5 protein-coding genes are annotated in these 7313 nt (G+C 48.7%); all 5 read left to right on the top strand.

Translation table 11 applies throughout. The features are described from left to right. Window positions 1-1757: TonB-dependent receptor domain-containing protein (locus ACTHMC_RS04615; RefSeq protein ID WP_440411244.1), on the top strand; the 1757-nt coding region annotated here is incomplete at its 5' end. A gap of 22 nt (window positions 1758-1779) precedes the next feature. Further along, window positions 1780-3330 (top strand): SusD/RagB family nutrient-binding outer membrane lipoprotein, encoded by a 1551-nt coding sequence (locus ACTHMC_RS04610; protein ID WP_440411242.1) that lies wholly within the window; start codon window positions 1780-1782, stop codon window positions 3328-3330. Continuing rightward, window positions 3330-5609, top strand: coding sequence for a glycoside hydrolase family 20 protein (locus ACTHMC_RS04605; protein ID WP_440411240.1), 2280 nt, complete (start codon window positions 3330-3332; stop codon window positions 5607-5609). Before ACTHMC_RS04610 ends, ACTHMC_RS04605 begins: the two co-directional genes overlap by 1 nt. Window positions 5610-5647: 38 nt before the next feature. Continuing rightward, window positions 5648-6112 (top strand): RidA family protein, encoded by a 465-nt coding sequence (locus ACTHMC_RS04600; RefSeq protein ID WP_440411238.1) that lies wholly within the window; start codon window positions 5648-5650, stop codon window positions 6110-6112. A gap of 84 nt (window positions 6113-6196) precedes the next feature. After that, window positions 6197-7231, top strand: a complete 1035-nt coding sequence (locus ACTHMC_RS04595; protein WP_440411236.1) for a PfkB family carbohydrate kinase — start codon at window positions 6197-6199, stop codon at window positions 7229-7231. The last annotated feature ends 82 nt before the right edge of the window (window positions 7232-7313 follow it).

The following is a 7313-nucleotide window of genomic DNA, read 5'->3' as shown; positions in this document are numbered from 1 at the left end:
ATTTCGCCATTAACAAATTCAGAAATACGGATGATAAGAACCGTTTTATCGGTAACCTCAGTATCAAATATAATATCCTGAACAACCTGTTTGTGAAAGGCCGCGTGAGTCATGATTACTCCAACTTCAACTATACAGGAATTGTGCCTACAGGCAACCTGTATTTTGCTACGGGGTATTACCAGAACTACCTTACAGGTATAACCGAAACAAATGCTGAACTGACCGTCAACTACAACACAAAGATCATCCCTGACCTTGCCGTGAATGTACTGGCAGGCGGTAATCAGCGGAGAAACAAAGCAGATAATACCTTCCTGGATGGAACAGGGTATGCCGAGCCGGAGTTCTACGATGTGAGCAATGTGATAAGTCTTGCTACCGTGAAAGCCCTCGGTCGTCAGCGCACCAACTCCGTTTTCGGATCTGTTGATCTCTCATACAAAAATTATCTCTTCCTTACGGCCACAGGCAGGAACGACTGGTTCTCTACCCTCAGTGCCAAAGACAATAATATCTTCTATCCTTCTGTAGGAGCCAGCTTTGTGCTCTCCGAAGCATTCAGGTTGCCTGTGTGGGTGAACTTTGCCAAGGTTCGAGCATCATGGGCGCAGGTAGGCGGTGCCACGCCGATCCCTTACGCGCTGAACATGACTTACAGCCTGCTGCCAGGTGGTGGTCATGATAAACGTCCGTTGCAGATGATCACTAACTGGAATGGTTCCAACTCAGGTCAGCTGATGGCACCCAATCCCAACCTGAAGCCGCTCACATCCACCACTTACGAGATCGGACTGGATGCCCGCTTCCTGAATGGTAGACTGGGTGTAGATCTGGCGGTGTACGATCGTAAAACAACCGATGATATCGTGCGCGCTTCTGTATCTCCATCTACAGGTTTCAACTTTGCTTTGCTGAACGTTGGTGAAATGAGGAACAGGGGCATCGAAGTTTTACTGACCGGCGTGCCGGTAAGAACAAAGGACTTCAGTTGGGAGGTTAGCTACAATATGGCTTACAACAAGAACGAAGTGGTGAAAGTAACGGATCAGCTGGATGTGATTGAAGCGGATATCAGCGTTAACCGGTATGCATTCCTGCACCATCGTGTGGGCCGTCCTTACAGCACCATCATGGCCACTACTACCAGGAAGGATGCCAAAGGCAATGTGATCTATGCAGCCAACGGACGCGAGCTGGATGATCCCAACCTGGTTGACATGGGTACCGGGGTGGCGCCATTCACAACAGGTATCACCAATACCTTCAACTACAAACGATTCAGCCTGAGCGTGCTCATCGATGGTAAATTCGGTGGTGTGGTATATTCCGGTACCAATCTCTACGGAACCCGTTTTGGTCTGACAAAGATCACGCTGCCCGGCCGCGATGGCGGACTGACAGTGAACGGTGTTGACCAGTCCGGCAATCCATTTACCAAAACCCTTGCTCCTGCTGAGTTGCAGGGTTACTATGATAACTGGAAACTTATTTCTGAAAAATTCGTGTACAGTTCAGACTTCGTGAAATTAAGACAGGTGATCATTGGCTACAATATCCCTGTGCAAAGGATCTCCTTCCTGAAAATACAGTCGGCCAATGTTTCCCTGGTAGGCAGGAACCTGCTGATCATTCATAAGGATGCACCCAATATTGATCCTGAATCCACTTTCAGCAATAACAATGCACAGGGCTTTGAAATGTTTGGTGTGCCTCGCACAAGAAGCTACGGTATCAACCTGACAGTGAAGTTTTAATTCATGATTTAAAAGTAACAATATGCCACGTTTCAAAATATATCATAGCATACTTGCACTGGGCCTGATGGCAGGCTTCAGTTCCTGCGACAAGGATTTTGAAAAGATCAATACCAACCCCAATGCCAGTACCAATCCCAATGCGGATTACCTTTTCTCCCAGGCCATTCTAAGGGGCAATTATATTTATGACCGCGCTTATTTCTATACATCTTACCTCAATGCCGGAATGTATGTGCAGCACTATGCCACATACAAAGACGTGAATGGTTCCGGTGTGGGAGATAAATATGGACTCAGTGATCAATATCACGGGTTTTATTTTCTCTATCTCTATCCCAATGTGCTGAACACCCTCAATGAATCCATCCGCGCGGCACAAAAAAAGGGTCTGACCAACAAAGTGGCCACGGGCCGCATCTGGCGGGCCTTGCAGTTCCAGCGCCTCACGGATATTTATGGAGATATTCCATACAAAGATGCATTGAAGGGACATATCGATGGAAGCTTCCTGCCTGCTTACACGCCGCAGTCGGAGATCTATGATGATCTGCTGAAAGAGCTTGATGAATCCATTGCTGCACTGGACGCCACCAAACCAACCTTTGGAGCAGCTGATTTCATTTACCAGGGTGATGTTGCCAAATGGAAGAAGTTCGGTTACTCACTGATGCTTCGCATTGCAATGCGAATGACTAAAGTTGATGAAACAAAAGCCAGGACCTGGGCGCAGAAAGCGATCACCGGTGGTGTGATTGAAAACGCGGCAGACAATGCAAGCGTTGCCTACTTCAATACCGGCCAGACTTACAACTATAACCCCATCGCCTTTGAGCTGGTAGGCCAGGATTACAAGAGCGATGCTTATGGGGATGCTAACCAGGAAGGTGGAAAATTCAGCAAGACGTTTATCGATCAGCTGAAAACCAATAACGATCCACGCCTGCCGGTTATAGCAGTGACCTTTACCGGCACAACCGCCACCAATGACCCGGTACTGGCAAAGGGCTTACCCAACGGAACCCTGAGCAAGCCCGTGGATTTTAAAACCTACTCTGAGCCCAATCCCGCCACTATTCTGGCTTTCAACTCACCTGTGCTGGTGATCACCAATGCAGAGATGGCCTTCCTGCTGGCTGAGGCGGCGCTTCGTAACTGGACCAACGCCAATACGGCTTCGGCATACTTCAAAAAAGGAATAGAGAACAATATGCGCAACTGGGCGAAGTTTGGCCCGGCTGGCGTAATTTCAGAGAACGCCATCAACGATTATACGGCTGCGCATCCGCTCAACACCGGCGGTTCAGTGAACGATCAGATGAACCAGATCCATACCCAGTTCTGGATAGCGCTGCTGCTGGATGAACAGGAGTCTTATGCCAACTGGCGCCGTACAGGTTATCCGCAGCTGACACCAGTGAATGTAACGGGAAACCAGACCGGCGGCGTTATTCCGCGGAGATTCCCTTACCTGCGCAACGAACGCAGCAATAACAAAGTCAACTACGACAATGCTGTTTCTCGCCAGGGTACCGATAATTTATTGACAAGAGTTTGGTGGGATAAACAATAATGAAAAAGCTATTCGTACTTCCGTTCCTGCTGGTTATGATGAATGAAATTTCTGCAAGGCAAGCGGCGCCGGCAATTCCGGCACTGATCCCTGTGCCCGTGAATGCACAATATGGTCAAGGCTTCTGTACTATCTCAAAACAAACAGTTATCGATGCCGGAAAGGAATGGAAGTACGTAACTGCTTTTCTGAATGATCTGATCAAACAGGAAATTGGCAACTCCCTGACTGTGATCGAAAATACCAATAGGGTTTCGGTCCGCCTCAGAACAGATACCCTCCTGGTCCGGGAGCCGGAAGGGTACCTGTTGGAGGTGAACGGTTTCAATGTAAACCTCACGGCGCACGATGCCGCGGGAATAATGCATGGGGTTCAGACCCTCCGTCAAATATGGAAAAAGGAAAACGGAGCGCTCAAAGTTCCTGTAGCCAGGATCCACGATTATCCGAGATTTTCCTACCGCGGCATGCACCTGGATGTCTGCCGCCATTTCTTCCCCGTTTCGTTCATCAAACAATACATCGATCTTTTATCCCTGTACAAGTTCAATACCTTCCATTGGCATCTTACCGATGACCAGGGCTGGCGTATCGAAATAAAAAAATATCCCAGGCTGCAAACTGTTGCGGCATGGAGGGATGAAACGATGATCGGTCATAAAAAAGAATTGCCGCACCGTTTCGATGGCAAAAGGTATGGAGGTTACTACACGCAGGAACAGGTGAAAGAGATCGTTCAGTACGCTGCTGAAAGGCGGATCACGGTGATCCCTGAAATAGAGATGCCCGGCCATGCGCAGGCCGCACTGGCTGCCTATCCTCAACTGGGCTGTACCGGCGGGCCTTATAAAACGGCAACTTTCTGGGGTGTGTTCGATGAAGTGTTCTGCGCGGGAAAAGACAGCACATTTACATTTTTGCAGGATGTGCTGGATGAAGTGATAACGCTTTTCCCATCCGATTACATTCATATCGGCGGTGATGAATGTCCTAAAACGAGATGGAAGGCCTGTCCGCATTGCCAGCAACGGATCAAAACACAGAACCTCAAAAGCGAAGATGAATTGCAGAGTTACTTTGTTAGTCGCGTTACAAAATATTTACAGGCTAAAGGAAAGAAGGTAATGGGTTGGGACGAAGTGCTGGAGGGTGGACTGGCGCAGGGTGTTACCGTGATGAGTTGGAGAGGCACGGCCGGCGCTGTGGAAGCAGCCCGCATGCAGCACGATGCGATCATGACCACGGAGGATGAATATTATTTCGATCATTATCAGTCGTTATACCCTGCTGAGCCTGTTGCGGCGGGTGGCTACACGCCATTGAAGGAAGTGTACAATTACCAGCCATTACCGGATTCTATTGACCAGTCTTTACTGAAATATATCAAAGGCGTGCAGGGGCAATTGTGGAGCGAATATTTATCTACTACTCAACAGGCGGCATATATGTTACTGCCGCGGGCTATCGCACTGGCCGAGGTGGCCTGGAGTCCGGCAGAGTCGATGGAGTACGATGGGTTTCTGGAGCGTTTGAGAAGGCAGCCTTTAATATTGAAGACATTGGGGATGAGCATGAATGAAAATTTCGATGAGATCAGTTATTCAATCAATAAACTACAGCGGGGTAGTCTTTCTTTTCAACTTCATTCCAGTAACCGGGAAGCTGTGATTCGCTACACGTCTGATGGCAGTTTACCTGACAGGAACAGCCGGGTCTATTCAGGCCTGCTGCATTCAGGTAGGGATAATAATGGTGTTGTGCGCGCGCAGCTTTTCCGGAATGGAATGCCCTACGGGCGGGTGTTTGAACTATCCTGGTTTATACATAAGGCATTGGGTGCTGATATCACTGTAACAAATCTTCCTTCGGGAAAATATGGCGGGCCTGCTGATAAATTAGTGAATGGAATTTCCGGGTCGCACCGTTATAATGATGGTCAGTGGGTGGGATTCACCAAAGATTTTGAGGCTGTTATTGATCTGGGTAAAGTGCAGCCTGTGAATAAAGTGGGCGCCAATGTGCTGAACTATGCCTGGCAACGCATGTGGCCACCGGTAGAGTTGGTTGTTTACGCCTCAGATAACGGGCAGGTATATGCGAAAATAGCAGAACTGAAAGACTTCCCCGTAAACGGCATCAACAAAGCGAGGGCAACCTTAAAAAATGTGAAGGCAAGATATATCAAGATCACCGGCAAACATCCCGGCATCATACCTGCGGGTAAATATGGTGCAGGCTCAACAGCCCTGGTGATGATGGATGAACTGATAGTGGAATAAATAAACAATAAGCTACAAGTTTTAAAATTTACAAGCGTATGAGCACTGCAGAAGAAAGATTCAAGCAAATGGGATTAGCATTGCCTCCTGCTCCCGAACCCCTGGGTGTGTACAAACCCTATGTGATCGATGGAAAGTATCTGTACCTGAGCGGACATGGTCCTGTGCAGCAGGATGGTTCCCTCATTATCGGCAAGATTGGTAAAGACATGAATGCCGACCAGGGTAAGTTAGCTGCCCGTCAGGTTGGGCTTACCATGTTGAGCACTATCCATACCCGGATCGGCGGCCTCAACAAGGTGAAGCGGATCATCAAAATGCTGGGCATGGTGAATGCCACGCCGGATTTTGAACGTCATCCGCATGTGATCAATGGTTGCAGTGAATTGTTTGCAGCTATCTGGGGAGAAGAGAATGGTGTTGGAGTGCGCAGTGCTATTGGTTTCGGATCACTGCCGGATAATATCCCCGTTGAAATTGAAGCGCTCTTTGAATTGTATTGATGATTGCAATTATTTGAATGTTTTGTGTTGAGTGGCTTTTGTGATGAAGCTAACAATACGTAGTTTGCCGGAAAATCAAGCACAATGGAAAAGACTGCCGGGAATAAAGTTCAGTTGGCAGCCTTTGGTGAATTCCTGTTACGATTGCACAGTCACCAGGCAAAGCGTTTTCAGCAGACCGATGGTTACACCGCGTACTATGCAGGCGCGGAAGCCAATGTATGCGTACTGCTGGCCAGACTGGGCATGAATGTAAATTATATCAGCCGTGTTCCTGACAATGATCTTTCACTGGCAGGTATTCAGCAATTGAAATCGCACGGTGTGGGCACCGATCAAATGCTGTTTGGAGGCGACAGGCTGGGCCTTTATTTCACGGAATCCGGCAATCATATCCGCAGCAGCCGTGTGATCTACGACAGAACGGGAACCAGCTTCACCGAGCTGCAAACGGGCATGATCAACTGGAAACAGGTGTTGCAGAACACGGATTATTTCCACTGGTCAGGTGTTGCAGCAGCACTCAGCGCCAGCGCAGCCTCTGTTTGTGCCGAAGCCCTGGAAGTTGCTGTTGAACTGGGTTTGACCATTTCCGGCGATTTCAACTACAGGAGCAAGCTCTGGCAATACGGCAAGCAGCCCAAAGAAGTAATGCCGGCATTGTTGCAATATTGTTCCATTGCTGTGGCCGATCTTGATGCTGTGAGTATTTATTATGAGATTGAAACTAACAAGCAATTGCCGCTGGAAGAACGGTTCAAACAAACCTTTCAGCAGCTGCAGCATAAAATGCCGAAGCTGCAAACACTGGGCATGAGCTTCCGCAAAACCATTCAGCAACAGACCGTATACTTAGCCGCGTTGGCGCATGGAGGAGAATATTATTTCTCCGAAGGATACACGATTCCGGTTGTTACCGATCAGATCGGGACAGGCGATGCCTTCACGGCAGGCATATTATATGGACTGATGCAGCAAATGGCTCCGCAAAACATCATCAACTTCGCCACGGCCTGCGGCGCGCTGAAACAAAGCATCGCAGGAGACTGGGCCATCGTCAGTAAACCTGAAATAGAAGAATTTATTCAGACAGGCGTTTCGGGAAGGATCATCAGGTAAGGATGATCTGATTGCCGGAGAGCAGTCGCGGGCGCCCCCCCCCCGGGGCAAAAATTAACCCCCCCACCGGGACCAGGTGGGC

The organism is Pseudobacter sp. (genome assembly GCF_051955275.1).
Taxonomy (GTDB): Bacteria; Bacteroidota; Bacteroidia; order Chitinophagales; family Chitinophagaceae; genus Pseudobacter.
Note: the sequence above shows the minus strand (reverse complement) of the source record. Positions and strands in the feature narration are given on the sequence as shown.